This is a genomic window from Methylocaldum sp. 14B, assembly GCF_002005105.1.
In the GTDB taxonomy this organism is placed as follows: domain Bacteria; phylum Pseudomonadota; class Gammaproteobacteria; order Methylococcales; family Methylococcaceae; genus Methylocaldum.
The window spans coordinates 14121-41072 of sequence record NZ_MSCV01000010.1 but is presented as its reverse complement, the minus strand read 5'-3'; the positions used below and the strand labels follow the sequence as shown (position 1 = coordinate 41072).

Genomic DNA, 26952 nt, shown 5'->3' with positions numbered 1-26952 from the left:
CCTGGGCATCGTGCTGTTCTTTCTCTGGACAGAACATCGGGCCCATTTCTTGGGGGCTCTTCCCTATCTTCTGCTGCTGGCCTGCCCGCTGATGCACCTCTTCATGCACGGTGGACATCGGTCCGGTCACGGTGCAGGCACTCCCGACGAGAAGGAGAATCATCCGTGAGTCACGAATCCGCCTACGGTCTGTGGGGACTGGTCATCATCAATTCCCTGGTGTTCATCCTGTTCGCCTTCAGTTTTTTCAAGCCCCATACGTCCCGCGACTGGCGCTCGTTCGGTGCCTTCGCCGCGTTCGTTGTCGCCCTGTTCACGGAGATGTACGGCTTTCCGCTCACTATTTATCTTTTATCCGGCTGGCTGACGCAGCGCTATCCGGGCCTCGATTTGTTTTCCCACGAAACCGGACACCTTTGGCACACCCTGCTCGGTTTCAAGGGAGATCCGCACTTCGATCCCTTGCACATTCTGAGCATGGTCTTCATCGTCGGCGGATTCTGGCTGCTGTCCTCCGCCTGGCGAGTGCTGTACGAGGCGCAGCGCAGTCACACACTCGCCGTCACGGGACCCTATGCCCGCCTGCGCCATCCCCAGTATTCGGCCTTCATCCTGATCATGACCGGATTCTTGCTGCAGTGGCCGACGCTGCCGACGCTCATCATGTTCCCGATCCTGGTCTATATGTACGCGCGCCTGGCCAAGCGTGAAGAGCGGGAGATCTCGGAGGAGTTCGGTGAGGTTTATGAACGGTATCGTGAAAAAACGCCCGCTTTCATTCCGCGATTCGGTCCGGCTTCGAAGCGGGATGAAGCCTTGATCCGCCGCCGCCGCAAGCAGAGCTAGCCATGCCGCGGCGAAGCGTTTGGATCGTCATCCTGGAATTCGCGTTGATGGCCGTTGCCGTCGCCCAGGAGCCGCAGAGCGAGGGACAACGCTTGAATCTGAACCGGCTCGTCGGCGAAGCCCTGACCAACAACCCGGACATTCAGGCCGCGCAACAACGCTTCGAAGCGGCCACGGCGGTGATCCCGCAGGTCCAGACCTTGCCGGATCCCAGAGTGAACCTGAGCTATCGGGAAGTCATCGATCGCGAAGGGATGTATGGCTTGAGTCAGGAGATTCCTTTTCCGGGAAAACTTGGACTCCGGGGCGAGGTCGCCTCCAAGGAGGCCGAGCGCGCGGAACAGGAATACCAGGCGGTTCGACTGACTGTGATTGCGCGTCTGAAGGAGGCTTACTTCGACCTGCACCTGGTGCACGAGTCCCTAGAAGTCATCGAAAAAAACCGGGTGCTGCTGGTCAACTTCGAGAAAACCGCCAGGGCCCGCTATACGGTCGGTCAAGGCGCCCAACAGGACGTGTTCCGTGCGCAGGCCGAAATTTCGCGGCTGTTGCAGCGTATCGCCGTTTTCGAGCAGCAAGGCCGATCGTTGCGGGCGGAGATCAACCGGATCCTCCGGCGGCCACCCGCCGATCCCTTGGGCATCCCGGAAGAGATAAAGGTCACGCCGCTTGAACACGGCCCGACGGAAATCCAGGCGCTGGTCGAGCAGGCGGCACCGCTGCTGCGGGCGCAGGTCAAAGGTGTGGAACGGGGTGACAAGGCCATCGCCTTGGCCAAGCGCGAATATTATCCCGACTTCGAGCTGAGCGCCGCCGGCGTGCGCAACGAGTCGCTCAGGCTGGACGGCTATCAGGTGGGGCTCAGCGTCAAAGTGCCGCTCTATTACGCCACCAAGCAGCGCTACGGCGTGAAGGAAGCCGTGGCGGGGCGGGAGGCCGCATTTCAGGACCTCTGGGCCACCAAGCAGGAACTCTTCTTCCGCGTGCAGGACAATCTGGCTCGGCTCACGCGAGCAGAGGAACTGGTCAGACTGCTCACGGAGGCCCTCATTCCGCAGGCGCGCTTGACGTTGGCTTCGGCACAGGCGAGCTACGCGGTCGGCAAGGTGGATTTTCTGACCCTGCTGAACAGCCTGCTCACCTTGCAGGACAACGAGATCGAACTGCACGGCGAGATGACCGAACACGAAAAGGCGCTGGCCCGGCTCGAGGAGATCATCGGGGAAAGGCCATGACAAAACGGCAAGATTGGCGATTCAGAAGGTTGTGGGCGGTGGGGCTGATCACTTCCTTGCTGTTCGTTGGATGCGGGAACGAACAGCCATCCCCGCCCGAGGCACCCGCACCCGCCACCCAGCCGCCGGCAGACCATGGCGGCCACGAGGCGGCTCCAGAACAAAAAGAGACCGCGCCGCCCATGGCGGTCCCTAGTGGCACTGACATGGTGACCATCAGCCCACAGCGATTGCAGGAGATCGGCGTGAAATTCGAAGAAGCGACGCGTCGCCCGTTAGACAAGGTGATCCGGACCGTGGGCCTGGTCGTGATCGACGAACGCAGGCAGGCGCGGGTCAACATCAAGTTCAGCGGCTGGATCGATCAACTTCTGGTCAGCGCCACAGGGGATCACGTCAAAAAAGGTCAGATCCTCTTTACCATTTACAGTCCGGACCTCGTGGCCACGCAACGGGAATACCTGCTCGCCCTGCAGGCGAAAAAGGAACTCGGCGGCAGCTCCTATCCCGAGGTCGCGCAAGGCGCCGTGGAGCTTCTCGAGGATGTCAAGCGTCGTTTTCAGCTGTGGGACATTACCGAAGATCATATCCGCGACCTGGAGCGGACCGGACAGGTGCTCCGGACGCTGCCGATCCATTCCCCCATCACCGGCACGGTCATCAAGCGGGAGGCGCTGGCAGGTGCGTATGTAGAGCCCGGCACGGAGCTCTATATCATCGCCGATCTGTCGCACATCTGGATCCTGGGGGACATCTACGAATATGAACTCCCGTCCATCCGCCTCGGGCAGGAGGCCAAGGTCACACTTTCCTATGATCCGGCGACCGTGCTCACGGCGCGGGTGACGTTCATCTATCCCACCCTGGATCCCAAGACCCGTACCGCGAAGGTGCGGTTCGAACTGGACAACCCCGGCGAAAAGCTCAAGCCCGAGATGTACGCCAATGTCGAGGTGCGAATCCCGTTAGGGAACCGTCTCGTGGTCCCGCAAGGCGCAGTCCTCGCCACCGGGACGCGGAATATTCTGTTTGTCGACCGAGGCCAGGGGCGCCTGGAGCCCCGTGATGTTCAGATCGGAGTCACCGCCGAGGGTTACTATGAGATACAGAAGGGCCTGGCGCCCGGGGAGCGGGTGGTCGCGTCGGCCGCCTTTCTGATCGATTCGGAGAGCCAGCTCCGATCCGCGCTGGGGATGATGGGGATGCCCGGCATGGAGATGGATAAGAAAAGTCCTGCGCCTACGCCTTCGGCTCCCGAGCAAAAACCTGAGCAAGGCAAACCGGGCATGAATATGCCGGGTATGTAGGAAGCGGCGCAGGATGGATTACCGCAAGGCCCCAAGGCGAAGCGAGGCATCGGTCCTATGATCGAGAAGATCATCGAATACAGTGCGAAGAACCGCTTTATCGTGTTCCTCGGGGTCGTTTTTTTCGGCGCCTGGGGGCTGTGGGCTCTCCTGCGTACGCCCCTCGACGCCATCCCGGACCTCTCCGACGTCCAGGTGATCGTGTATACCGAATGGGAGGGACGCAACCCGACACTGATCGAGGACCAGGTGACCTACCCCCTCGTGACGCAGATGCTCTCGGCGCCCCGGGTTACGGTGGTGAGAGGTTACTCGTTTTTCGGCTATTCCTTCGTTTACATTCTGTTTCAAGAAGGCACCGACATCTACTGGGCGCGGTCGCGGGTTCTGGAATACCTGGCAGGTGCAGTCAAGCGCCTGCCCGCGGGCGTGGTGCCCGAACTGGGTCCGGATGCGACCGGGGTCGGATGGGTGTACGAATATGCCCTGGTGGATCGCACCGGCAAGCGCAGCCTGGACGAGCTCAGAACATTGCAGGATTGGTACGTGCGCTATTGGCTCAAGGCGGTCCCCGGGGTGTCCGACGTGGCCGGCCTCGGCGGTTTCCAAAAGCAGTACCAGGTGCACCTCGATCCCACGAAGCTTCTGGCCTACAAGCTGTCGATCCGCGACATCATGGAGCGGATCCGGCAGAGCAACAACGAGGTGGGGGGTCGGGTGGTCGAGTTCGCCGGCGCGGAATTCCTGGTGCGGGGCCGCGGTTATGTCCGCTCGATCGGCGACATCGAACAGATCGCCGTCGGCACCAACGAGCAGGGCACCCCCATCCTGATGAGGGACATCGCCCATGTGGCCCTCGGGCCCGAGATGCGGCGCGGCATCTCGGACCTGGATGGCGAGGGGGACGTGGTCAGCGGCATCGTCGTGATGCGCTTCGGTGAAAATGCCCTGAAAGTGATTGAGCGGATCGAGGCCAAGATCGCCGAGATCAGAACGTCACTCCCGGAAGGGGTTGAGATCGTCCCCGTCTACGACCGCTCGGAGCTGATTCTCCGCTCGATCGCCACCTTGAAAGAAAAACTGATCGAAGTGACGATCGTGGTGAGCGTGGTCTGTGTCGCCTTCCTCTTTCACTTCCGTTCTGCCCTGGTGGCGATTCTGACCCTGCCGATCGCCATTCTGCTCTCGTTTTTGTCCATGTATTACCTGGGGCTCAGCTCGAACATCATGTCGCTCGGCGGCATCGCCATCGCCGTGGGGGCGATGGTGGACGCGGCCATCGTCATGATCGAGAACGCCCATAAACGACTCGAAGAAGCCCCGGATCACAACCCCGAAACGCGGGCGCGGGTGCTCATCGAGGCGGCCAAGGAAGTCGGCCGGCCCCTCTTCTTTTCGCTCCTCATCATCACGGTCTCGTTCCTCCCGGTGTTTACGCTGGAGGCGCAGGAAGGGCGGCTCTTCAAGCCGCTCGCCTACACCAAGACCTTCTCGATGTTCTTCGCCGCCTTCCTCTCGATCACGCTGGTGCCCCTCTTGATGATCCTGCTCATCAAGGGGCGGATCACGCCGGCCGAAAAAAATCCGCTGAACCGGCTCCTGGTCGCGGGCTACGAACCTATCGTGAAGTGGGTGCTGCGCTTCCGGTGGGTCACGGTCCTCATCGCCGTAGTAGCGCTGGCGCTATCGGTGCCGGTCTACGAAAAGCTCGGCTCGGAATTCATGCCGCCCCTCAACGAGGGCACGATCCTCTATATGCCTTTGGGGTTTCCGGGCCAGTCCGTCACGGAGTCGACCCGCTTGTTGCAGATACAAGACCGGATGCTGAAGCAGTTCCCGGAGGTGGAGCACGTCTTCGGCAAGGCGGGCAAGGCGGAAACGGCCACCGATCCGGCCGGGCTCGAGATGTTCGAGACGGTGGTGACACTCAAGCCAGAGGACCAGTGGCGGCCTGGCCTGACCTGGGAAAAGCTGATCGACGAGATGAACGAGCGGCTGCAATTGCCCGGGGTCACCAATGCCTGGACCATGCCCATCAAGGCCCGGACAGACATGCTGACCACCGGTATCCGGACGCCCGTGGGGATCAAGATCTCCGGCCCCGATCTGGGGGTGATCGAACAGGTAGGGAAAGAGGTCGAAGGCGTGGTGAAGATGGTGCCAGGGGCGCGCAACGTTTACGCCGAGCGGGTAAGCGGGGGATATTTTCTCGACTTCCGCATCAAGCGCCCGGAGATCGCCCGCTATGGCCTCACTATCGAAGATGTACAGGACGTCATCGAATCCGCCATCGGCGGCAAGGTGATCACCACCACCATCGAAGGCCGGGAACGCTACACCATCAACATGCGCTATGCGACCGAGTTGAGAGATGATGAGAGTAGGCTGAACCGGGTCCTGATACGGACCCCGGAAGGTAGCCTAATCCCCATGTCACAACTCGCCGAGATCGTGCGGACCCGCGGCCCCGCCACCATCCGCAGCGAGGCCGGCATGCTGACCGGCTATATCTACGTCGACGTCGGCGACCGCGATCTCGGTGGGTTCGTCGAGGAGGCCAAGGCCGCCGTCACCAAGCAGGTGAAGCTGCCTCCGGGCTACATCATGACCTGGTCCGGGCAGTACGAGTACATGCAGCGCGCCGCGGAACGGCTGCGGGTGGTGCTGCCGCTGACGGTCTTCCTGATCTTCCTGCTGCTCTATTTCAACTTTCACTCGGTGACGGAGTCCTTGATCGTCATGCTGTCGGTCCCCTTCGCCCTGATCGGCGGGTTCTGGTACCTATACCTCCTCGGTTACAACCTCAGCGTCGCAGTGTGGGTCGGCATCATCGCCCTGGGGGGCGTTGCGGCCGAGACCGGTGTCGTCATGATCGTCTATCTCGATGAGGCCTATCACAGGCGCGTGGCTCAAGGCCGGATGCAGACCCGAGGAGACTTGGAGGAGGCGATTATCGAGGGAAGCGTGCAACGGGTCCGGCCCAAGATGATGACCGTGGTGGCCATCATGGCGGGGCTCTTCCCGATCATGTGGAGCCATGGGACGGGTGCTGACGTGATGAAACGCATCGCCGCCCCCATGATCGGCGGCATGCTCACCTCGGCCATCCTGACGCTCCTCGTGATTCCGGCGATCTACGAGATCTGGAAAGGACGAGGGCTCAAAGCCCGGGAAACGGTCGCTCCGGAGCCGGCCCTCCCGGAAACCGAAATCCCGCTGGCCGCCTCTCCGCGAGAAGAGGACAGGGAATCTCGTGAGGCGCGATGACACCCTTATTCATGCGTCAAGTATTTACCTTTGCCGGCTTCAAATTCACTCGAGTTGTAAAGCCCGCGACCACGATATCTTTACTGCTGATTGGCAGTTTGGCTTTGAGCGCTTGCGCCACAAGTCATTTCCAAGGACGACCCCGGTTTCCATGTAAATCCTATCGATGCATCGGACAGGGACCCCCGGGATGGCAGGGCCCCGAATATTAGGGTCAGAGTTGTAAGAGCAATAGGACGATTTACCGATGGAAGATGTGCTGAAGCGCCTGTTAGAAGCCGAAAGCCGGGCGGAGGTCCTGATCAAGGAGGCGGACGCCGAGCGGGATCGCCTGGTGCAGGAGGCTCGGGCGGAGGCCCGTACCATGGAAGAGCGGTTTGCCGCGAGCCTGCCCGCGCTTCGAGCATCCTTTCTCTTCAGTGAATGTGGCCGGACGCGATGGCAGTCTCTGCAAGCCGAAAGCAATTGGCTAGGCGATGCAGGAATGCTTTTTCTGCTGGCTTTTCAAGGTCTCTGACGTTAACGCCTGGAATGCGGGTGCACTCGCATATCTTGGCGCTCAAAGGAAAGAGGAATAAGACCCATGCTTGACGAATTCCTTCACGGACCGCGCATCGCTTATTTTTCGATGGAAATCGCACTGCACAGCGATATCCGCACCTACAGCGGAGGGCTCGGGATTCTTGCCGGCGACACCTTGCGCTCCGCGGCGGATCTCGAAATCCCGCTGGTCGCCGTCACCCTGGTCAGCCGCGAAGGGTACTTCCGCCAGGAAATCGATGCGCGAGGCCGCCAGGTCGAGCACCCCGATTCCTGGCAGCCCCAAGAGTGGGCCACTTCCTTGGGCGCCAAGGTGGCGGTGACCATCGAAGGCCGCACGGTCTGGATCGGCTGCTGGCTCTATGTCCTCAAAGGCCACATGAATGGCCGGCAGCCGATCCTGCTGCTGGACACCGACCTGGACGAGAACGATCCCGGCGATCGGCAGATCACCCATCACCTGTACGGCGGCGACGACGCCTACCGGCTGAAACAGGAAATCGTGCTGGGTATCGGCGGCATCCGCATACTCCAGGCCTTGGGCTTCGAAATCCGCGAGTACCACATGAACGAGGGGCATTCCGCCCTGCTGGCGCTGGAGCTCTTGCGCCGCTATGCCTATACCGAAGAGGACATCCGCCCGGGCGAATCCCTCTATGATATTCCGCGGGTCCGGGATCTTTGCGTTTTCACCACACACACTCCGGTCGAGGCCGGCCATGACAAATTCGGCTATGACCTGGTGCAGCGGATCTTGGGGGATTTCGTAGATCTGACGACACTCAAACGCCTGGCGGGCGAGGCGCAGCTCAACATGACCCGGCTGGCGCTCAACTTGAGCGAGTATGTCAACGGCGTCGCCAAGCGCCATGCCGAGATCTCGCGGCAGATGTTCCCCGGCTATCGAGTGCATGCGGTGACCAATGGCGTGCATCCTTACACCTGGACGGCCAAGAGCTTCGTCACCCTCTATAACCGACACCTACCAGGCTGGTGCCACGAGCCCGAGCTCTTGGTGCGCGCCGAGTGCTGCATCGCCGACGCCGCCATCTGGGAAGCCCATGAGCAGGCCAAGGCGGCGCTGATCGAAACCGTCAGAACCCGCTGCGGAATCGAACTGAAAGGCGACCTGCCGATCCTCGGCTTCGCCCGGCGCATGACCGCGTACAAACGGCCCGATCTGCTGTTTTCCGACCTGGTGCGCCTGAAAGCGATCGCCCGGCAATGGCCCCTTCAGATCGTTCTCGCCGGCAAGTCCCACCCCCGCGACGCGGCCGGCAAGCAGCTGATCGAATTGCTGCACAGGCATGTCTGGGAATTGTCCGCCGCGATCCCTTTAGCCTTTGTGCCCAACTATGACATGGATGTGGCGCTCCAGATGGTGTCGGGCGTTGATGTCTGGGTGAATACGCCGTTGCGGCCGCAGGAAGCTTCCGGGACCAGCGGCATGAAGGCCGCCTTCAATGGGGTACCCAGCCTCAGCGTGCTGGACGGCTGGTGGATCGAAGGCTGCATCGAGGGGATCACCGGCTGGGCGATTGGCGATAAAGCCGAAGCGGCCAATGGCGGCGATGCACAGGCGCTCTATGACAAGCTGGAACAGGTCGTGCTGCCTCTCTATCACCAGAGTCGCTCGGGCTGGATCGCCGTGATGAAGGGCGCGATCAGTAAGAACGCCTCTTTTTTCAACAGCCATCGGATGATGCGCCGTTATGCGGCGGAGGCGTACATCCGATGAAGAAGGATGACTAGGGTTCAAGATGGTTAAATGGAAAGAGGCTTGACCTATGTGTTACACACAGGTGCTAGTTTGGGCTTGGCATAGCGATGCTCCTTCAGGTTAAGCGTCTAGCCCAGCGGTGCCGTGTCAGCGCCGATACCATCCGGTATTACACGCAGATCGGTCTGCTTCGACCGGCTCGTCACCCGACCACTGGATACAAGCTGTACGGCGAAAAGGACGTCAAAAGGGTGGATTTTATTCGCCGAGCCAGGTACTTAGGCTATGCGCTTCAGGAAATTGCCCAAATTTTCGAGGAAGCCGGGAGAGGAAAGTCGCCATGTCCTTTGGTTCGTGATCTTATTCAGCGGCATATCGCCGAAAACAGAAAGCGGCTGGAAGAGGTGTTGGAACTGCAGAGCCGCATGGAACAGGCATTGGCCCCGGTGGGCGACGATGCCGGACGGTGTTCCCGATGGCGATACCGTCTGCCGCCTGATTGAATCGATTGAAAACCCGGATTTGTTATCAACGGAGAAAAAAGCCGGGGCAAGATCCTGATTGGCAAGGCAATAAACTCACGGCGTTCAAACAAACTAATCGAGGAGCAAGACATGGCGAAGAAAGATGAAAAACCGATCACTGAACAAACGGGGCAGCCCCCGGTAGAAAAGGGCCAGGCGAAACCCGGCGAGGTTCCGGAAAAAGAGAAGGAGAGCGATGCATCCGCTGCCCGTCACCAATGGATTGCCGAGGCCGCTTACCACAAGGCCCGTGCCCGCGGATTCGAACCTGGCTATGAGGAGAGCGACTGGCTGGAGACGGAACGGGAGTACGAACAGGCCCACCCTTCCAAGGAGGAAGGCTAGAAGGCTAGAGAGGAGATTCGCGAGTTCTCTTAGAGCGTAGGTCAAGGGGCGAACCATGGACCTTTTGAGGACGTACCGATGGAAGATGTGCTGAAGCGTCTTTTGGAAGCCGAAAGCCGGGCGGAGGTCCTGATCAAGGAGGCGGAGGCCGACCGGGACCGCCTGGTGCAGGAGGCCCGGGCGGAGGCCCGTACCATGGAAGAGCGGTATGCCGCGAGCCTGCCCGCGCTTCGAGCATCCTTTCTCGAGAAAGCCGAAGCGCAGGCGGCGCAAGCCTTGGCGGAGCTCGAACGGCGTTATGAAGAGCAACACGCGCAGATCCGGACTCTGGCGGAGCAGCGCCTGCAGGAAACGGTGGCTGCCGCCGTGGCCCTAGTGCTCGATCCATCGCGGGAATGAGTCGTGAGGGCCGTTGCACGCTATGCCTTTTTTAACGCGCGGGTTGCCCTCCTGGCCGGGCGCCTCCTGCCCCGCGAGCGCCTCGCCGCGCTTATCGACGCTCTGGAAGAGCAGGAACGCGAGGTGCTCGGGAGGGCGGGATTGGACGCCGAGGCGGCCCGCGACCCCGTTGGATTGGAAAGTGCTTTGATCACCCTGTTCCTGGCCGATCTGGTGGCGCTCGTGCGCGCGCTCACAGGTCCTGCCCGCGATTTCTTTATCTATTGGGCCCACCGCTTCGAAGTGAGCAACCTCAAGGCCATCATCCGCGGCAAGCTCGCGGGAGAGCCGGTCTCCGCCCTGCGGGAACAGCTGACTGATATCGGTCCGTATGCCACCCTCCCCCTCGATGAACTGCTCAATGCCGAGGATATTCCCGAACTGTTGCGCCGTCTCGAGAGAACGCCGTACTACGCCGATATGGCCCGTCAGGCACGCCGGATATTCGAGGAACGTCGGGATCTCTTTGCCCTGGATGCGGCGCTGGATCGGCGCTATTACGCCGGGCTTAGCCAGCGGGCACAGGCCATCAAGAGCACGGATGGCCGCAACTTGCAGATTCTGGTGGGCAGCCTGATCGACCGCATCAACCTGGTCTGGCTACTGCGGTACCGTTTCGCTTATCACTTGCCCCCCGCCGAGGCGTATTACCTGCTGATCCCAGCGAGCTACCGCTTGAGCAGCCGACGGCTGCTGGAATTGGCAGAACTTACGAGCGTCGAGGAGATCATCGCAAGGCTCCCGGCCCCGTTCACCCGGTTATTGGCAAACGTCTCGACGATCCCCGAAGTGACCGATATCCTGCGGCATTGGACTTGGCAGCTGGCCGAGACGATGCTCAAACACGGGGCCTTCGACCTGGCCCGGGGCTTTGCCTACCTGCTGTTGCGTGACCGGGAATTGCGTCGGATCCGCGCCGTGCTGAAAGGTAAGCGGTTGGGCATTGAGCCCAGTCTGATTCGTCATGTGAGCGGGGTCGAAGCAAGATATGTTTAAACCTTTGCCCATGCAACGCCTCACGCTGCATACGGTCCTCGAGGCGATGCCCGCTGCCACACTGGTGCTGGCCGAATTCGGCGTGTTCGAACCCGAACGCATCGCAGAGGGGATGTTGCCGGAGCTTCCTGCCGAAACCTACCGGGATCTTGTCAAGCGGGCCCAGGTCCGTCTCAACAAAATCCTCAGCCATTGCGAGACGCCCCTCACGATCCCCGCGGCTCCGCCCCGTGTGGTCCCCGAGACGGAACTCGCGCAGCTCGATCGCTGGCTGGGTGAACTCTGGGCCCGGTATTCCGGATCGTTCGAGGAGCTGCGGCGGCTCACGGAGGAACGAAAACATCTCGATCAGCTCATGATGACGCTGGTCAATTTTCTCGCTCTGGACATCGATCTCGGGCGTTTGCAGAGGCCGGAAGGCCTTCTGGATATTCGTCTGGGAACGGTACCGCTGGCGAACGTTCGGCGCCTCCAGGAGGCGCTCGGGCTCGCAAACTATGTGCTCCGCCGTTTTCTCGAGAGCGATGGCAGCGCCCATGTGGTGATCGCAGGGCCCGCGGGTGGCGAGGCGTCGATTGCCGACCTGCTGCGGGAGGCCGGCTGGCGCCCGCAGCAGATCCCCGAGGAATTCAAGGATTACCCGGACAAGGTGCGCCGGGAATTCCTGAAGCGACGGCAGGAAATCACCCAGGCCATGCAGGCCGTGCGGGAAACGATCCGGGCGTGCGAACGGGAAAACCAACGCCCGCTCGTGGCGGCGGCTCAGACGCTCGCCCTGGCGTGGCCCTATGCGCAACTGGGGGAGGCCCTGCGCAGCCGCGGCGGTCTCGCCGTGATGAGCGGCTGGGTCCCCAAGCGCGAGCTGCCGAGGCTCGAGCAAGCCTTGCGAGCGAGGATCGAGGATCCACTGGTGGTGACCGTGCGCGATCCCCAGCGCGGGGAGTCCGTCCCCTCCTGCCTGCGTCATCACCGCCTGCTGCATCCCTTCGCCGCCCTAGTGAAAAATTACGGCGTGCCGCGCTACGGAGAATTCGACCCGACCGTGCTATTCGCCTTCACCTACATCGCCATGTTCGGGATGATGTATGGCGATGTTGGGCATGGCGGCATCATTGCGGCAGCGGGCCTGCTCCTGCGCGAGAGGCTCAGGGGCTATGGCCCCTTCGTGACCGCCGTGGGCCTCTCCTCGTGCGGATTCGGCTTCCTATACGGCAGCCTCTTCGGTTTCGAAGACGTCATTCCCTCGCTGTGGATCGCCCCCCTGTCCAACCCCGGATTGATGTTGGAGGTCGCCGGCTACTGGGGCGTCGCCTTCATTCTGCTCGCTACGGTGCTCGCCGCGTACAACCGCCTCAGCGAGGGGCGTGTCATCGAAGCCTTGTGCGATGGCCGGGGATTGGCCGGCCTGCTGTTCTATGGGGGACTGCTCTACGGGGGCTATCGAGGACTGACCGGAGCGCATTTGGGTGCCACGGAAATCCTGGCGATCGCGCTGCCCTTCGCGATCGTCCTCGCCTATCAGTGGCACGAAAACCGGGTCCCCCTCGGCGAGCGGCTCCTGGTGGTCTTCATCGAGGGATTCGAGACAGTCATGGCCTATCTCTCGGGGACCCTGTCCTTCCTGCGCGTAGCCGCCTTCAGCCTGAACCATGTGGCCCTGGCCATCGCCGTCCTGACCCTGGCTCAAATGATGGGCCACGCCGGGCATTGGATCACGATCGTGCTCGGTAATATCTTCAGTCTGGTGCTGGAGGGTTCGATCGTCATCATCCAGGCGTTGCGGCTCGAGTACTATGAGGGTTTTTCGCGGTTCTTTCGAGGCGACGGCCGGGAATTCCGCCCCCTGATCCTGTTCGAGAACGTCGGTGCCGGGGCATCACGACACATTGACTGAGTGAGGAGAAGACTATGTATTGGCTGGTTGGATTGATGACCTTGAGCCTCTTCGGCATCATCGGACTCGGTGTCCTCCTGGAACTCGGCCCGAAACCGCCCGTGCGCTTATCGCCGCACCGGCTGAAAGGGGTGCTGGGGATCAATCTCCTCACCTTTGCCCTCGCCGAGGTCGGGCTCGTGTTTCTGGCCGTCCAAGGGGTGATGGCCGCACCTCCCGAGGCGGGGGTCCGTGAGATCTCGGTGGGCATGGGGCTTGCCATGATCGGTGCCGGGATCCCCACCGCCGTGGCGACCATCGGCGCCGGCATCGCCGTCGGTCCGGTCGGGGCGGCGGCCTTGGCGGTCATCGCCGACAAACCGGAGGCCTTCGGGCGCAGTCTCATCTATCTTGGGTTGGCCGAGGGCATCGCCATCTATGGCCTGGTGGTCACCATCCTGATGCTCGGGAAGATCGGCTGATCCTCATGGCGACGGAAAAAACCCGTGAAGACGGTGGTCTCGAAGAGACCCGGCTGATCGCCCTGGGCAGCACAGCTCTGCTCGAAGGCTTTGCGCTGATCGGCTTCGAAACCCATGCCGATGCCACCCCGGACATCTTGGAAGCGGTGCTGAAGGACCTCGTGAGGACGCAGGAAAAAGCCTTGATCGTACTGGAACAGGCGCTCGCCCGGAGCGGCACCGCCCTGCTCACGCAGGTGCGCGCCGAGGGGGGACGCATCGTGGTGGTGGAGATCCCCTCGTTACAGGCGCCGGAGGACCATCAGGCTGCGGTGGACGACTTGGTGCGGCGGGTCCTGGGGCCCTCGGTGCTCGAGGAAGGGCCATGAACGATCGCAGTCAAATCAACGACCGCAGTCGAGTCGATGCGCTGGAGGCCACCCTCCTGGACCGGGCGAAAACGCTGGCGAAGGCGTATGTGGCCGAAGGTCGGCGCACCCGGGAGCACATGATCGAAGAGGCGCACGAGCAGCTCCGTCTGCGCGAGGAGCGGGAGACGCAGAATGCCAAGGCACTGGCCGAGCGTCTCTTCCGGCAGCGGGTACAGGCTGGCGAAATCAAGCTCCAGGAGGAGCTCGCCCGGTTCCAGTGGGCTCTGGTCCAGTCGGCCGTGGAGCAGGTGAAGGAGCGGCTCAGGCAGCTCGCCGAGGATGAACCCAGCTATCTACCCGTACTCCGACGGCTCCTGCGCCGAGCGGTCGAGGCCATCGAGCGCGAGGAACTGGTGATCGAGGTGAATGCGCGGGATCAGGAGCGGCTGCGCCCGCACTGGGAGGAATGGCGGCAGGAGTGGGTTCCCGGAAAACGCCTGATACTGTCCTCAACCCCTCGCGAGTGCCTGGGCGGCGCCCTGGTGCGAAGCGCCGATGAACGCATCCGGGTCGACAACACCTTCGAAGGGCGCCTGGAGCGTCTGCAGGAGGAACTCTACCGGGTGATCATGGAGCATCTCTTCGCCACCGTGATCCCGCCAGGAGCGCTGCCCCATGGGTGAGACGCTCGATATCAATGGCCCGATCGTCACCGTGCGCCTGTCCGGCGTGATGAACGGCGAGCAGATCAGGATCGGCGCGCTGGGTCTGGTCGGAGAGGTCATAGGCCGCGAGGGGGACCGGGCCGTAGTCCAGGTCTACGAATCCACGGAATCGCTGCGCCCCGGAGAGAAGGTCGAAGCCCTCGGGCATCCCTTGGCCGTGGAACTCGGCCCCGGCCTGCTCGGCCAGATCTTCGACGGCGTGCAACGGCCGTTGCGGGGCCTCGTGGAACAGGGGGGCGATTACATCGCCCGCGGCCTGAGCCTCCCGCCGCTCGACCGCGACCAGGCTTGGAGCTTCGTCCCGTCCCCCGACCTCAACCCCGGTATGAACTTGGCCGCGGGTACCGTACTGGGTACGGTGCAGGAGAATCCGACCTTCAGCCACCGCATCCTGGTACCTCCGGATGTGGAGGGAGAACTGATCGACCTGGCGGGCGCCGGCGACTATACCCTGGAGCAGGTGATTGCACGGGTTCGGGACCGCGCGGGGACGCCGCGCGAGCTCAAGCTGTACCACCGCTGGCCGGTGCGCATGCCCCGCCCCTATCGCCGGCGCGACCCGGCCGGTGAGCCTTTGCTGACCGGACAGCGCGTCCTCGATACCTTTTTTCCCTTGCTGAAGGGCGGCAAAGCCGCGGTACCCGGTCCCTTCGGCGTCGGCAAGACCGTGGTGCAGCAGCAGATCGCCCGCTGGTCCAACGTCCATGTCGTCATCTATGTGGGTTGCGGCGAACGTGGCAACGAACTCGTGGATATCCTGGAAAGTTTCCCCAAGCTGACCGACCCCTACAGTGGCCGCTCCCTGATGGAGCGCACGCTGCTCGTGGCCAACACCTCCAACATGCCGGTCGTGGCGCGCGAGGCCTCCATCTATGTCGGGGTCACCTTGGCCGAGTATTTCCGCGACCAAGGCTATGATGTCGTGGTCGTGGCCGACTCCACGAGCCGGTGGGCCGAGGCTTTGCGCGAAGTCGCCGGCCGTCTGGGACAGATGCCCGTGGAAGAGGGCTATCCCGCCTATCTTGCTTCGCGGCTTGCGGCCTTCTATGAGCGCGCCGGCCGGGTCGAGACCCTGGCGGGGACGACGGGATCGATCACCCTGATCGGGGCCGTTTCGCCGCCCGGTGGCGATTTTTCCGAGCCGGTGACCAGCCATACCAAAGATATCATTCAGACGTTCTGGGCCCTGTCCAAGGAATTGGCGGACGCGCGCCACTACCCGGCGGTGGGCTGGGCCGATAGTTTCTCCGCCTACGTCGGCGCGGCGGCCTCCTGGTGGGCCGAACACGTCGACCCGGCCTGGGCGGAGCGGCGCGCCGCGGCGCTGGGTCTGCTGACCGAAGCCGACGAGCTGGCTCATATCGTCAATCTGGTGGGTCCCGAAGCGCTCTCGCCCGAGCAACGCTGGGTGCTCGAGAGTGCGAGCCTGATCCGGGAGGGCGTGTTGCAACAAAGCGCGCTGGACCCCGTCGACAGCTTCTCCTCCCCGGAGAAGCAGTTCGTCCTGCTCGACCTGATCCTCGAAATCCACGATCAGGGGAGAAAGCTGATCGCGCTCGGGGTGCCGGTGCAGCAATTGCTCGGCCTGCCCCTCCTCGGCAGGGCGCAACGCCTGAAGGGGACCTACGGCAGCGACCAGGTTCCCTCGTTGCGGGATTTCGTCCAGGAGATCCGCGCAGCCTTCGAGCCTTTCTATCGGGACTACGGGAGGGGTGAGGGCGAACCGACCCCACGCGCCGCACCGGGGGGCTCATTCAGGCGGGGGAAAAGGGAATGAGGGAAAAGGAGTACCGCTCGGTCTCCGCCGCCCGGGGCGGGCTGCTGTTCATGCGGGGGGTCCCGGGGGTGGCTTTGGGCGACCGGGTGCAGGTGCGCGATCAGCGCAACCGCCGGCGCGACGGGCAGGTGATCCGGACCTCCCATGAGGTGGTCCTCATCCAGGTCTTCGAAGGCACGGAAGGCCTCGATCCGGAGCGGACCTGGGTGCGGTTCCTGGACCGGCCCTTCGAGGTGATGCTCTCGCCCGCCCTCCTGGGCAGGATATTCAACGGCATCGGCCAACCGCGCGACGGCCGCCCGCCGGTGATCGCGGCGCTCCAACGCAACGTCAGCGGGGCGCCGGTCAACCCGGCCGTTCGCGCCTATCCGCGGGAATTCATTCAAACCGGGATTTCCACCATCGACGGCCTCAATTCCCTGGTGCGCGGGCAGAAACTGCCCATCTTCTCGGGTTCCGGGCTCCCGCATAACCGGCTCATCGCCCAGATCGTGCGCCAGGCCAAGCTTCCCGCGGAAGAGCAGAGCCGCTTCGCGGTGGTGTTCGCGGCCCTGGGAATCTCCCACGACGATGCCCGCTTCTTCCGGGAGAGCTTCGAGACAAGCGGTGTGCTGCAGAATGTGGTGATGTTCATCAACCTGGCCGACGACCCGCCGATCGAGCGCCTGATCCTGCCGCGCACCGCCCTGACTGTGGCCGAATACCTGGCCTTCGACCTCGATCACCACGTCCTGGTCATCCTCTCCGATATGACCCATTACGCCGAGGCCCTGCGCGAGGTGGCGACCGCCAAGGGCGATGTCCCCGCGCGCAAGGGTTATCCCGGTTATCTCTATTCGGATCTCGCGGAGATCTACGAGCGCGCCGGCCGCATCAAGGGGCGGCGCGGGTCCATCACCATGGTACCCGTGGTGAGCATGCCCTCCGACGACATCACCCATCCGATACCCGACCTCACCGGCTATATCACGGAGGGACAGATCGTGCTGAGCCGGGAGTTGCACAACCAGGGCATTTATCCGCCGGTGACCATCCCCCCGTCCTTGTCGCGCCTGATGAAGGACGGCATCGGCAAGGACTATACGCGGGAGGACCACCCGCGTGTGGCGAGCCAGCTCTACGCCTCCTATGCGCGAGCGCTCAATGTGCGCAACCTCGCCTCGATCATCGGGGCCGAGGAGCTGACCGAACACGATCGGAGGTCATTGGCCTTTGCCGAGGCCTTCGAGCGACGGTTCGTGAATCAGGGAGAGGAGGAAGACCGCGCTATTCTGGAGACCCTGAGTCTCGCCTGGGAGTTGCTGTCCCGGTTGCCGCCGGAAGCCTTGTCCCGGGTGACCGAGGCGGACCTGGCCAGATTTCACCGTGGGCCGTCTGCCGTGGACGAAGCGCCATGAAGCCACTCCTCAAGGTCCCCCCGACCAAGAGCGCACTGCTCTCGCTGAAAACCAGGGTCGCGTTTCTGGAGCGGGGCTACGATCTCCTGGAGCGCAAACGGGAACTCCTCACGCGGCTGGTTTCCGAACGCCTGAGCCGGTACCGCACGCTGCGCAGCGAGATCCGCTCCGCCCTGGCCCAGGCCTATCGCTGGCTCGCCGTGACCCAGATGCGCATGAGCAGTCCCATGCTGCGTCAGGCGGCGCTCGGGCTCAAGCCCGCGCTGCGGGTCCACATCCTGCCGCGCAGCAGCCTCGGGGTGGAATATCCGGCCGTCACCGCCGAGCCGCTGCCCTTGCAACCCGTGGGGTTGATGTGGACCGATCCCAGCTTCGACGAAACCCGGACCCACCTCGCGCAAGCCGCGGTCCTGCTGGCGCGCCTGGGCGAGGCGGAAACCGCCCTGTGGCGGTTGCTCGAAGCGCAACGCAAGACCCAGAAGCGGGTCAACGCCCTCAAGTACAACGTCATCCCCCGCTATCGCGAGACGCTGCGCTACATCGAATCGGTGCTGGAGGAAGAAGAGCGCAACACCCTGTTCCAAATCAAGCGGCTCAGCGAGAAGACCGCCGGCGCCCCAGGGGAAGACGCCAGCACGGTCCTCTCGCCAGGGAAGGTGTAGCCAGCTCTTCTTATGCCGTATTGAGCCTACTTCAGGAGATGGTGATGGAAGGACTTTTCTGGCTTTTGCTGTCCGCAGCGGTGTTCTACCTGATCATGCGCTTTGGCTTCGGGGCACGCCTGGTTCACGGCGGGCAAACGACGTGGATCGACCCGGTCTGCGGGATGGAGGTCGATCCGGATCAGGGCTATGCCAAGATGTACCGGGGACGCGAATACCGCTTCTGCGCGCGCGTCTGTCTGGACCAGTTCGATGCCCATCCGAAACGCTTTCTCACCGAGGAGGAAAAGGGAGGCGAACCATGAGGCACGGGATTTCGCTGGTGGCGATGGGCCACGCCAGCAGTCTGTTTCTGGCGCTCACGTTTACGATATGTGTGGCGTTCGACCTGCTGTTTCCCCAGCATGCCATGTACCAGATCTGGCTGAAGCTGCTGCCCGGATTCGAATGGCTCAGCTGGAAGAGTTTTTGGCTCGGACTCGCCGAAAGTTACGGGTATGGGTGGTATTTCGCTCTGATCTGGACGCCGCTCTACAATGTTTTCGCCGGTCGAGGTCAAGGTCACCGCCGCCGCTAGCGGTTGATGGTTTCGTAAGTATGAACAAACCGGCGACTGGGTGGACAACGATCGTTTCTTGGCTTGTGCTGGCTCTCGCTCTGTTACCCCTCGGTTGTACGACGAACCAGGTCCACCGTGTTACAGCCGAGAGACTGATAGCGAGTGCCAGTACCCAAGCAGACCACGAGGCGATCGCTGCTCACTATGAACAAGAGGCCTGGGTGTTTGCAGAAAAGGCGAAAGACATGCGTGAAATGGCTGAAGCCTACGATACGTACCCTTATTCTTTCGGTCCGATTCCGGAGGCACAGGACAGTTTGGTGAGCCATTGCAAGTCGCTCGCGTCAGCCTATGAGGCGATCGCCAAAGAGAATGAGGAACTGGCAAGACTACATCGCCAAATCGCCGCTGGATTGAGGTAAAGCGGAATCCCACGAACGGCGACAAAGCGGCGGCTGCGGTTAGGACGGATCTCTTGCCGGTGCGCCTTGACTTTTGCTACCTCTGCGGCACCTCGACTTGGGAAGGAGGACAAGAAAACTTCCGGCGGGATGGCGCGAGAAGTGCAACAACGACAGGTAAGCAAATTCCGTCCGTTCGCATTAACCCCGATGCACCGCAGATATAAATCAGCTCCAAGCCAAGAAGCCTCGCCACAGCGCGCCGAGGACGACCATTCCCGAGCAACCCGGGCCGCTAGCGCCGTTATCCACAAAAGAATCCTGCTCCGGTTGTTTCTGGGCTGGCTGTTGCTCAGCACGACCATCACCGGCATCGTCCTGTTTCTCGAATTCAGTCGCGTCCGGACGTTCGTGCATAGTCTCGCGCTGACGGAGTCGGCGACCTTCAGCGGAGAGTCCGCCCACAAGCTCGACCGAATCGACGCCGAAGCGTACGAGCACTTGATGCGGCTTGCGCAACAGTTGGTCGATCAGCACTTTCTCGTGGTCGAGCTGTACGACCGGACCAAGCAGCTGAAACTCGAAGCCGTCCGCAGCGGAAAGGAGTCGACCGAACAGGCGATCCACCGGTACCGGCACAAATTTCCGCGGAAGGGGGAATTCTCCCATGAACTCCATTTCGTCGGCGGAGAGTTGGTGCTGGTGACCCTCGTTCCCCTGAAGGATGCGCCGGGGAACCTGGTGGGGTATTTCGAGGGCATCTATCAGGTCGATCAAGCGACCCTCACCGGAATCAAGCAGGACCTGTTCCGCACGCTCGCGTTCGTGACGGTGAGCATCACATTCACGACGGCCCTGATGTACCCGATCATCCTGACCCTCCATCGCGGGCTCATCCGGCTCTCCGCCGACCTCTTCAAGGGCAACCTGGAACTCCTGGACGTGCTGGGCTGCGCCATTGCCGAACGCGATTCCGACACCAACGTTCACAACTATCGGGTGACGTTCTATACGCTTCGGCTCGGGGAGGCGCTCGGGCTTTCCAGGAAGGAAATGCGCGACCTGATCGCCGGGGCCTTCCTGCACGATGTCGGCAAAATCGGCATCCGCGATCCGATCCTGCTCAAACCCGGCCAACTGACGCCGGAAGAGTTCGAGGTCATGAAAACCCACGTGCGGCTGGGCGTGGACGTCCTGAGCAAATCGAGCTGGCTCCAGGGCGCACAGGACGTCGTCGAGTTCCACCACGAACGATACGACGGCAGCGGCTACCTGCGGGGATTGAAGGGCAAGGAGATCCCGCTCAACGCGCGCATCTTCGCCATCGTCGATGTGTTCGATGCCCTGACGTCGAAACGCCCCTACAAAGATCCGTGGCGCGTGAATGAGGTGATCGGCGTGCTCGAAAGGGACAGCGGCAGCCGTTTCGATCCGCATCTGGTGGCCCTGTTCACGAATATCGCCCCGCGACTGCATGAAGAAATCTCTCGCCTGGATGAGCGTCAGATGGAAGCCAAGCTGCAGCCGCTCATCGCACGCTACTTTTTGGCTGGTTCTTGAGAACGGCGTTGGCGTCTTTTCAAAGATCGTCTCGGCGCCGGTGAATGCGTGGATCGGTTATGGGCGGGAACGGAGTCGGCAGTGATCGAGTCAATCGACGCGCAGTTCCGATGAAGCCATGACAGGAACTCTCTTCCGGACTGTAACTTTGCCCTCTAACCGTAACCAATTCAATCACACTTGAATTCCGGGTTTGCCCGGAATTCTTGCCGGTTCTGGCCATGATTTGGTGTGGCATAACGGTTGCTTTCTAGCTGGATGGCGCGGTTCGAGACCGCGCTCCTGAATCGGGCTTTGATTTCACAACAGAAGATTTAGGCAAACGAGGAGGAACACCATGGCTAAAGCAAAGCAAGAAACAACCGAAGAATTGACCCCGGTCAAGACCGAAGTCACGGCGGAACAGCCCGCAGATACGGATATCCTTCGTGACAAGATCGCAGAAGCGGCTTATTTCAAGGCCGAGCAGCGAGGCTTTGCGCCGGGCGGCGAAACGGAGGACTGGCTGGAAGCCGAGCAAGAGATCTTGGGAACCAGTTCCAAGCAAGATGACGAAAGCATTTCGGGCGGCTGAGCCATGACTGCTGGCCGAGAGCCTTTACCAAGGGCGTGTGTTTTGTGGCCAGGTGATTGAGTTGGTTCCTTCGCTGCACATCCTCGGCAGTCGGCAGTTCGGCGGGGCCGATCAGTTCTACGTCCGTTTGCTGAGAGCTCTCTCCGGAGCGGGGCACCGGGTAGTCGCGGTCAATCGGCGAGGCAGCCCGGTGGTCAAAGCCCTGGAGGCGGAAGGGATTGAGCAGGTGCATCTGCCGCTCGCCAATCAATGGGATGCCTGGTCGGCCCTACGCATCCGCCGGCTCGTCGCCCAACATCAGCCCTGCATTGTGCAAACCTACATGGGAAGGGCCACGCGCTTGACCCGCCTTCCCACAACGATGCGGGCCGTTCATATCGCCCGCTTGGGCGGCTTCTACAAGATTGACGGCTATTACCGCCACGCCCATGCGTGGATAGGCAACACCCGGGGCATTTGCGATTATCTGGTCCAGTCGGGCCTGCCAGCCGAACGGGTGTTCCAGATCGGCAACTTCGTGCCCGAGCCGTCCCCGTTGTCCGCAGAGCGGCTGCCTATGCTTCGCACGACTTACCAGATTCCTTCGGATGCCTTCGTCCTGTTCGCCTTGGGCCGCCTCATCGAGAAGAAAGGTTTCGACGATCTGCTGAACGCGCTCGCGAAGCTACCCACCGACCACGATGGGCGGCCGCTGATCTTGTTGATCGCGGGTGACGGGCCTTTGGCCGATCCGCTCCGGAAGCTGAGCTGTGCTCTCGGTCTCGAAGGGCGCGTGCGCTGGGTTGGCTGGCAGCAGCCGGACGCTTTTTATGCCCTCGCCGACCTGTTCGTCTGCCCCTCCCGTCACGAGCCCCTAGGCAACGTCATTCTGGAGGCTTGGAGCTACCGGCTGCCGGTCGTCAGCACGGCGACCCACGGCGCGCTGGAGCTCATTGAGGATGAGCGGACCGGTCTGCCGGCCCCCTGCGGCGATGCCATCGCCTTGGCCGATCGTATTCGGGACGCCCTCGCAATACCGTCAAATGACCGGCGCGCACTGGGCGAATCTGGTCATGAGCTTTTGCTGCGTCAGTTCAGCCGGGAAGCGGTGGTCAAGGCCTATGTCGAACTGTACAACCGACTGGTGGCCGAGCGAGGCTTTTGAACGATGCCACGCATCCTCATCATTCGCCTGAACGCCATGGGCGACAGTGCTCGCTGCTCGCCGTTTGCGGGGATGCTGAACAAATGAAGCGGGAGAAGACAATGAGGCGAATATCGACTGATTCGATCCGGTTACTGATCCTGGTTTTCATCCTGGATGGCCTTTTTTTCACTCCGGTGATCGAGGCTGCAGCGGAAAGTACCGATCGCCAAGAGGCTTCCCAGGACGCCGCCTCGATCGTTCGGGAGCTTCGCGATCAGATCGCCGAACTCCAAGCGCGTATTGGCCGATTTGAGGCAGCCCTTGGCCAGACGCACGAAAGCGAACCCAGGAAGAGCGCCAATGAAGGCTCCAGTGCCATGGAGACCGAGACGGAAACAGCCGAGCAAGCGATCGAGCGGCGTTATTTCATGGGGCGGTCCGACACGGGGGAATACCGGTTCGCGATGGAGCGGGTCAGAGAGCGGCACGATGATCGCTGGACGCAGAGTCAGATGTTTCCCGCTACCGGAGATTCAACGACTCTGCCCGTAAGAGGTCCCTCTGCGACGGGGACCACGATGACGCCAGAAGTTGCCGGCGGGGTCATGGGATCTATAGGTCTCAGCGGCGGGTTATTGGGAGAATCCGCTTTGGCTGGACTGGCTGGCACCTCCCACCTTTACCACGTCGGAGCGACGGATTTCTTCCTCGACCACGCCGAGCGCCTCGCCTTGAGGCCGGATCAACGCGCCAAACTGAGCCGTCTCAGGGAAAGGACCCTGCTGGAGAAGGTCGGAAGGCAACGCAGGATCGCCGACGCCGAACAGGAGCTTTGGGCGCTGACCTCGGCCGAGCAGCCGGAAATCGCCCGGATCGAGGACAAGATTCGCGAGATCGAGCGCCTGCGGGCCGAGCAGCGTATCGCCTTCGTTCGAGCCGTCGGAGAGGCCGCCAGCCTCCTCACCGAGGACCAGCGCCAGGCGGTGCTGGGGCAGCATCCTCACACACCGGTCCAGTCTCTCCAGCCCAACAGCACGGCTAACGACGGACAGGCGATGTAAATCGAGCGGCTTTGTAACCCCCGTTCGCAATTAGGCGGCCATAAGGGCATAGTCCCACTCCAACGATGTCGCCCGAGGTGGGGAGCAGGACTTTTCGGAACGGACTCCGGGCCGATCGCGGAGCCTGAAGCCAGACGCACCAGGACTTGGCGAGGCGATACCCGATGATGATGCTATTGCTGGTAATGGCGTTGGTGCTCATTCTCGGTGAAGCTGTTCACCCCGATATCCCCGGATTCTCCGGCGGCCTCGATTTCTTTCTGCTGGCATTATTGATGCCGGTGGGCCAAACGATAAACAGGAGAGTTCGCCAGCCGGCGAAAATGGGCAAATCCTTATGAATATCAGCATGACTACTCAATCGATTTCGCTCGACGGGCGGACCTGGGCTCGATTCGTCCGGATGGTCAAGAACTTTGCGGCTTCCGAGGCCGGCGGGAAAGCCCGGTGGCGGTTCACGCTGCTCATCGCCCTGTTGTTCGCGATCAACGGCTTGAACGTCGTCAACAGCTACGTCGGCCGCGACTTCATGACCGCTATCGAAAACCGCAACCTGTCCGGCTTTGTCGGGCAGGCTATCCTCTACGTCGGCGTGTTCGCCGCCTCGACGGTAGTGGCGGTCTTCTATCGGTTTAGCGAGGAAACCCTCGGCCTGACCTGGCGGGAGTGGCTGACCCGACGGGCCGTCGGCCGCTATCTCGAACCGCCCGTCTACTACCGCTTGAGCGACCGGCTGATCGCCAACGGGGAGATCGCGAACCCCGACCAGCGCATCGCCGACGACGTGCGGGCGTTTACGGCCACCACGCTCTCGTTCGTGCTCATGTTCCTCAACGGCAGTTTCACGATCCTGGCCTTTGCGGGCGTGATGTGGTCGATCAGTCCGCTGCTGTTCGGCGTCGCCGTGCTGTACGCCGCGGCGGGCTCCTACCTGACGATCGTCTTGGGGCGTCCGCTCATCGGACTGAACATCAATCAACTCGACCGGGAGGCCGACTTCCGGGCCGACCTCATCCATGTGCGGGAGAACGCCGAATCGGTGGCGCTGGCGCGCCGCGAGGGACGGCTGGAAACCAGGCTCTCGCGGCGGATCGCGGAGTGGGCGACCAATTTTCAGCGGATCATCGCGGTGAACCGCAACCTGGGGTTTTTCACCACGGGTTACAACTACCTGGTCCAGATCATTCCCGCCTTGGTCGTGGCCCCGCTCTTCATCCGCGGCGAAATCGAGTTCGGGGTCATCACACAGTCGGCCATGGCCTTCGCGCAGCTGGTGGGCGCCTTTTCGCTGATCGTCACCCAGTTCCAGTCCATTTCCTCGTACACCGCCGTGGTCGCGCGGCTCGGTTCGCTTGCGGAGGCCATCGAACAGGCCGAGTCGGCGCCGGTGCTGGCCAGCGAGGTGTGCGAGCATCATCGCCGCACGGCCGAATGTCCGCTCTGCGCGGCGCGGCCGGTTCCGGCGTCGGCGATCGAGGTCTGCGAGTGCGAGGAGGAATGTGGCCTCACGTACGAGCGGCTGACGCTGCTGTCGCCCACGGACGGCCATATCCTGCTGAAAGAGCTGTCGGCCTCGGTGCCGTGCGGGACGCGGCTCCTGATCCTGGGGTCGAACGAAGAAGCGAAGGTTGCCCTGTTCCGAGCGACCGCCGGCACCTGGGAGGCCGGGGAGGGACGCCTCATCCGGCCCTGCCACGGACGGATTCTGTTTCTCCCCGAACGGCCCTACCTGCCTCCGGGGACGCTGCGCGAAGTGCTCCTGCCCGCCGGTCAGGAGTCCTCGATCCCGGAGGACCGGATGCTCGCCACGCTGCGCGCCCTGGAGCTCGATCCGGTGTTGGCGCGGGCCGGCGGACTGGACGTAGAGCAGGACTGGAACAACATCCTGTCGCTCGGCGAGCAGCAACGGCTCGCCTTTGCCCATATTCTCCTCGCGGCTCCCCGCTTCGTCTTCCTGGACCGGGCCGGCACCGCCCTCAGCCCGAGGCAAGTCCATCAAATCCTGGACATGCTCGCCGAAAACTCGATCACGTACCTCAACATCGGGGAGGCCGACGAACCGCTTGACTACTACGATGCCGTTCTCGAACTCGCGGGCGACGGCGGATGGCAATGGAAGACGGTCCAAGCGGGACGGGGGTAAAGAGAGCGTCCACCTTGGCGGTGGCAGCAATCAGATCAAAGGCGCCATCGGAGAAGCTGACCCACTCCGACTGGGCTATAACCCCAGACGCATGCTCATCAATGTGCTGCCGAATGGGCTAGGGCGTTCGTGATTCGTCCATTGGTCCCCGGATCGGAGCACGAGGAGGAATAAACGCGATAGGGTCCTTTTAATTATCCCGCCGTACCCCGACGACCGATCGGGTAATGGCCGACCTTGCTTCGAAACGGCTGTATCAGCATCCGGTCAAGCCAAAGCTCCCGTGAGGTCCGAAACTGCTCGATCCCGATCGTCATGTGCTCGTGCCCATCAGCAGGCTGATCGAGGTATGTGCCAAACAGCCGGTCCCACCAGGGGACATTGAAGCCGAAGTTACTGTTGGTTTCTCGCGGCAGGATCGAGTGGTGCACCCGATGCATGTCGGGCGTAACGATTACCCGGCGCAAGATCCGATCGATGCGGGCATGGATGCAGACGTTGCTATGGTTGAACATCGATGTCGCATTCAACAGGATCTCGAAGATAAAGACCGACAGCGCGGATGCGCCGAGCGTAACAATAATCATGAATTTGAACGCCATCGACAGAAAAATCTCGATCGGATGAAACCGTGATCCGGTGGTCACATCAAAATCGAGGTCGGCGTGGTGCATGCGATGTATGCGCCAGAATACGGGAACTGCATGAAGCATCACATGCTGAAGATAGATCGCGAGATCAAGCACTATCACCGAGAGAACGACTGCGGCCCAGTCGGGCAGGTCGAAATTGTTCAACAATCCCCAACCTTTCTCGGTACCTGCCATGGCCAAGCCGACCGCGGTTGTCGGGAATGCCACTCTCAGCAACAGGTTGTTGAGTCCGACGATGGCGAGATTATTGGGCCAACGGATCCAGCGGCGGACGAAGCGCGGCCGGCGCGGCCAGAGGGTCTCCCACAAAGCCATGAGGCCGAACACGCCGAGGAAAAATCCCAGTCGGATCACGGATTCGAATTCAAGGGAAAGCTCCATGGTGCTTGAT

Annotated in this window: 28 protein-coding genes; 27 read left to right on the top strand and 1 reads right to left on the bottom strand. The window is 62.0% G+C overall.

Annotation, left to right across the window (positions count from 1 at the left end):
• The first annotated feature begins 1 nt into the window (after position 1).
• The 27 genes from B2A78_RS09115 to B2A78_RS08990 all read left to right on the top strand — a co-directional run bounded on the left by B2A78_RS09115 (position 2) and on the right by B2A78_RS08990 (position 25908).
• Positions 2-169, top strand: a complete 168-nt coding sequence (locus tag B2A78_RS09115; RefSeq protein ID WP_346425840.1) for a DUF2933 domain-containing protein — start codon at positions 2-4, stop codon at positions 167-169.
• Complete coding sequence (locus B2A78_RS09110) at positions 166-846, top strand: isoprenylcysteine carboxylmethyltransferase family protein (RefSeq protein ID WP_077729681.1); 681 nt, start codon at positions 166-168, stop codon at positions 844-846. Before B2A78_RS09115 ends, B2A78_RS09110 begins: the two co-directional genes overlap by 4 nt.
• 2 nt (positions 847-848) lie before the next feature.
• Positions 849-2081 carry a TolC family protein gene (locus B2A78_RS09105; protein WP_077729680.1) on the top strand — a complete coding sequence of 411 codons (1233 nt, stop codon included), beginning with the start codon at positions 849-851 and terminating at the stop codon, positions 2079-2081.
• Positions 2078-3388 (top strand): efflux RND transporter periplasmic adaptor subunit, encoded by a 1311-nt coding sequence (locus B2A78_RS09100; protein WP_240502462.1) that lies wholly within the window; start codon positions 2078-2080, stop codon positions 3386-3388. Before B2A78_RS09105 ends, B2A78_RS09100 begins: the two co-directional genes overlap by 4 nt.
• Positions 3389-3445: 57 nt before the next feature.
• On the top strand, positions 3446-6655 hold the full coding sequence (locus tag B2A78_RS09095) for an efflux RND transporter permease subunit (protein WP_077729679.1): 3210 nt from the start codon (positions 3446-3448) through the stop codon (positions 6653-6655).
• 247 nt (positions 6656-6902) lie between these two features.
• Positions 6903-7172, top strand: coding sequence for a hypothetical protein (locus tag B2A78_RS09090; RefSeq protein WP_077729678.1), 270 nt, complete (start codon positions 6903-6905; stop codon positions 7170-7172).
• A gap of 66 nt (positions 7173-7238) precedes the next feature.
• Positions 7239-8933, top strand: coding sequence for an alpha-glucan family phosphorylase (gene glgP / locus B2A78_RS09085; protein ID WP_077729677.1), 1695 nt, complete (start codon positions 7239-7241; stop codon positions 8931-8933).
• 89 nt (positions 8934-9022) lie between these two features.
• Positions 9023-9418 carry a MerR family transcriptional regulator gene (locus tag B2A78_RS09080; RefSeq protein ID WP_205780716.1) on the top strand — a complete coding sequence of 132 codons (396 nt, stop codon included), beginning with the start codon at positions 9023-9025 and terminating at the stop codon, positions 9416-9418.
• A gap of 111 nt (positions 9419-9529) precedes the next feature.
• Positions 9530-9784: a DUF2934 domain-containing protein gene (locus B2A78_RS09075; RefSeq protein ID WP_077729676.1), complete on the top strand. Its 255-nt coding sequence runs from the start codon at positions 9530-9532 to the stop codon at positions 9782-9784.
• Between the two features lie 78 nt (positions 9785-9862).
• Positions 9863-10183: an ATPase gene (locus tag B2A78_RS09070; protein WP_077729675.1), complete on the top strand. Its 321-nt coding sequence runs from the start codon at positions 9863-9865 to the stop codon at positions 10181-10183.
• Positions 10184-10186: 3 nt separating this feature from the next.
• Complete coding sequence (locus B2A78_RS09065) at positions 10187-11218, top strand: V-type ATPase subunit (RefSeq protein ID WP_077729674.1); 1032 nt, start codon at positions 10187-10189, stop codon at positions 11216-11218.
• Entirely contained in the window at positions 11211-13112 is a 1902-nt protein-coding gene (locus B2A78_RS09060) for a V-type ATPase 116kDa subunit family protein (protein ID WP_077729673.1), read from the top strand. Before B2A78_RS09065 ends, B2A78_RS09060 begins: the two co-directional genes overlap by 8 nt.
• Before the next feature lie 14 nt (positions 13113-13126).
• A complete protein-coding gene (locus tag B2A78_RS09055; protein WP_077729672.1) occupies positions 13127-13573 on the top strand; it encodes an ATP synthase subunit C in 447 nt (148 codons plus the stop codon).
• A gap of 5 nt (positions 13574-13578) precedes the next feature.
• On the top strand, positions 13579-13941 hold the full coding sequence (locus tag B2A78_RS09050) for a V-type ATP synthase subunit F (protein WP_077729671.1): 363 nt from the start codon (positions 13579-13581) through the stop codon (positions 13939-13941).
• Positions 13938-14606 carry a V-type ATP synthase subunit E family protein gene (locus B2A78_RS09045; protein ID WP_077729670.1) on the top strand — a complete coding sequence of 223 codons (669 nt, stop codon included), beginning with the start codon at positions 13938-13940 and terminating at the stop codon, positions 14604-14606. The genes B2A78_RS09050 and B2A78_RS09045 overlap by 4 nt, the downstream gene beginning before the upstream one ends.
• Positions 14599-16425 (top strand): V-type ATP synthase subunit A, encoded by a 1827-nt coding sequence (locus B2A78_RS09040; RefSeq protein ID WP_077729669.1) that lies wholly within the window; start codon positions 14599-14601, stop codon positions 16423-16425. The genes B2A78_RS09045 and B2A78_RS09040 overlap by 8 nt, the downstream gene beginning before the upstream one ends.
• Positions 16422-17822 (top strand): V-type ATP synthase subunit B, encoded by a 1401-nt coding sequence (locus B2A78_RS09035; protein WP_077729668.1) that lies wholly within the window; start codon positions 16422-16424, stop codon positions 17820-17822. The genes B2A78_RS09040 and B2A78_RS09035 overlap by 4 nt, the downstream gene beginning before the upstream one ends.
• Complete coding sequence (locus B2A78_RS09030; RefSeq protein ID WP_077729667.1) at positions 17819-18484, top strand: V-type ATP synthase subunit D; 666 nt, start codon at positions 17819-17821, stop codon at positions 18482-18484. Before B2A78_RS09035 ends, B2A78_RS09030 begins: the two co-directional genes overlap by 4 nt.
• A gap of 44 nt (positions 18485-18528) precedes the next feature.
• Positions 18529-18789, top strand: a complete 261-nt coding sequence (locus B2A78_RS09025) for a YHS domain-containing protein (protein ID WP_077729666.1) — start codon at positions 18529-18531, stop codon at positions 18787-18789.
• Positions 18786-19061, top strand: coding sequence for a DUF5676 family membrane protein (locus B2A78_RS09020; RefSeq protein ID WP_077729665.1), 276 nt, complete (start codon positions 18786-18788; stop codon positions 19059-19061). Before B2A78_RS09025 ends, B2A78_RS09020 begins: the two co-directional genes overlap by 4 nt.
• A 203-nt stretch (positions 19062-19264) precedes the next feature.
• Positions 19265-19465, top strand: a complete 201-nt coding sequence (locus B2A78_RS25610) for a hypothetical protein (RefSeq protein ID WP_143735115.1) — start codon at positions 19265-19267, stop codon at positions 19463-19465.
• A 189-nt stretch (positions 19466-19654) separates the two neighbouring features.
• Positions 19655-21004: an HD domain-containing phosphohydrolase gene (locus B2A78_RS09010; protein WP_077729802.1), complete on the top strand. Its 1350-nt coding sequence runs from the start codon at positions 19655-19657 to the stop codon at positions 21002-21004.
• A gap of 337 nt (positions 21005-21341) precedes the next feature.
• On the top strand, positions 21342-21578 hold the full coding sequence (locus tag B2A78_RS09005) for a DUF2934 domain-containing protein (RefSeq protein WP_077729663.1): 237 nt from the start codon (positions 21342-21344) through the stop codon (positions 21576-21578).
• A 61-nt stretch (positions 21579-21639) separates the two neighbouring features.
• Entirely contained in the window at positions 21640-22722 is a 1083-nt protein-coding gene (locus B2A78_RS09000; RefSeq protein ID WP_077729801.1) for a glycosyltransferase, read from the top strand.
• Positions 22723-22823: 101 nt separating this feature from the next.
• On the top strand, positions 22824-23765 hold the full coding sequence (locus tag B2A78_RS08995; protein WP_077729662.1) for a hypothetical protein: 942 nt from the start codon (positions 22824-22826) through the stop codon (positions 23763-23765).
• Positions 23766-23929: 164 nt separating this feature from the next.
• The gene (locus tag B2A78_RS26010; protein ID WP_156880949.1) at positions 23930-24106 is read left to right on the top strand and encodes a hypothetical protein; all 177 of its coding nucleotides are present in this window, start codon (positions 23930-23932) and stop codon (positions 24104-24106) included.
• Positions 24103-25908 (top strand): ABC transporter transmembrane domain-containing protein, encoded by a 1806-nt coding sequence (locus B2A78_RS08990; RefSeq protein ID WP_240502461.1) that lies wholly within the window; start codon positions 24103-24105, stop codon positions 25906-25908. The genes B2A78_RS26010 and B2A78_RS08990 overlap by 4 nt, the downstream gene beginning before the upstream one ends.
• A 194-nt stretch (positions 25909-26102) precedes the next feature.
• Here B2A78_RS08990 and B2A78_RS08985 read toward each other — a convergent pair whose 3' ends face one another.
• The gene (locus B2A78_RS08985) at positions 26103-26942 is read right to left on the bottom strand and encodes a sterol desaturase family protein (protein WP_077729661.1); all 840 of its coding nucleotides are present in this window, start codon (positions 26940-26942) and stop codon (positions 26103-26105) included.
• Positions 26943-26952 lie beyond the last annotated feature (10 nt).